The sequence below is a fragment of the Mycobacterium sp. NAZ190054 genome, from assembly GCF_001545925.1.
Lineage (GTDB): Bacteria > Actinomycetota > Actinomycetes > Mycobacteriales > Mycobacteriaceae > Mycobacterium.
In genome coordinates this window covers 1-1,674 of record NZ_LMVQ01000438.1, presented here as the reverse complement: position 1 = coordinate 1,674, position 1,674 = coordinate 1, and the positions used below count along the sequence as shown (strand labels likewise).

The window sequence follows — 1,674 nt, the reverse complement described above, 5'->3', positions numbered from 1 at the left end:
GGTCCGGGCAGCGGCGGTGCCGGATCGGCGGCTGCCGACGGCGCGGCCGCGAGCAGCGTCGCGAACGCCGCCGCCCCGACGATGGACGCGGTCCTTGCGCGGAAACCGAACTTCACGATGCACCCTCCCGGTTTCTTCATGGTCACAGGATCCATCCGTGTTCGCGGTCGTTTCGTTACAACCGACGGCCGAACTTCTTCGCTGATCTGCTCTCCCCCGGACCCTCCTGTGGTGTAGCAATGGATTACGGCCGTCTGACGTTTAGGAGCCCACGCATGGCGACTCCCACGCTGCCACCCGGTTTCGACTTCACCGACCCGGACCTGAACTGTGAACGTCTGCCCGTCGAGGAGCTCGCCGAGTTGCGCCGCTGCGCCCCGATCTGGTGGAACGAGCAGAACGAGGGCGGATCCGGGCCGTTCGGTGACGGCGGCTACTGGGTGGTCACCAAACACAAGGACGTCAAGGAGATCTCGAAGCGCAGCGACGTGTTCTCCAGCCTGGAGAAGACCGCGCTGCCCCGCTATCCCGAGAACTCCACCGGCGAGCAGATCGAGACCGGCAAGTTCGTCCTGCTCAACATGGACGCACCGCATCACACCCACCTGCGCAAGATCATCTCGCGCGGATTCACCCCCCGGGCGGTCGAGCGGCTGCGCGACGACCTGAACGAACGCGCCCAGAACATCGCCAAGAGCGCGGCCGCCGCGGGCACAGGCGACTTCGTCGAGCAGGTGTCCTGTGAACTGCCGCTGCAGGCCATCGCCGGTCTGCTTGGGGTGCCGCTGGAAGACCGTAAGAAGCTCTTCGACTGGTCCAACCAGATGGTCAGCGACGACGACCCGGAGTTCGCGCACTACGACAATCGCAATGCGGCAACCGAACTCATCATGTATGCGATGCAGCTGGCGGCCCTGCGCGCCGAGCAACCGGGCGAGGACATCGTCACGAAACTCATCGAGGCCGACGTCGAAGGGCACAAGCTCACCGATGACGAGTTCGGCTTCTTCGTGGTGCTGCTGGCGGTGGCGGGCAACGAGACGACCCGCAACTCGATCACCCACGGCATGATCGCGTTCACCGAGCATCCCGACCAGTGGGAGCTGTACAAGCGCGAACGCCCCGTCACCGCGGTCGACGAGATCGTGCGCTGGGCCACGCCGGTCACGTCGTTCCAGCGGACCGCCCTGCAGGACTACGAACTTTCGGGCGTGCAGATCAAGAAGGGTCAGCGCGTGGTGATGTCGTACCGGTCGGCGAACTTCGACGAGGAGGTGTTCGACGACCCCTTCACGTTCGACATCCTGCGCGATCCCAATCCGCACGTCGGATTCGGCGGCACCGGAGCGCACTACTGCATCGGCGCCAATCTGGCCCGGATGACGATCGAGCTGATGTTCAACGCGATCGCCGACCACATTCCCGACCTGACCTCCGCCGGTACCCCCGACCGTCTCCGGTCCGGTTGGCTCAACGGCATCAAACACTGGCAGGTGGACTACTCGGGCGGGTCGGGCTGTCCGGTGGCTCACTAGGCGCTGCCTGCACTGTCCGGATTTGTCGGTGCTCGAATGTATGTACTGCTTATCTGCTTAAGTGGACCTATGCTGTTCAGCGTGGGTGTCGAGGGCGCTCCCGTGGGCGGTGTGGACTACCCGCGGACCTATCAAGAAT

General features: G+C 64.5%; 1 protein-coding gene. It reads left to right on the top strand.

From position 1 onward, the window contains the following. The first annotated feature begins 275 nt into the window (after positions 1-275). On the top strand, positions 276-1,535 hold the full coding sequence (locus ASJ79_RS23615) for a cytochrome P450 (protein ID WP_067960651.1): 1,260 nt from the start codon (positions 276-278) through the stop codon (positions 1,533-1,535). The last annotated feature ends 139 nt before the right edge of the window (positions 1,536-1,674 follow it).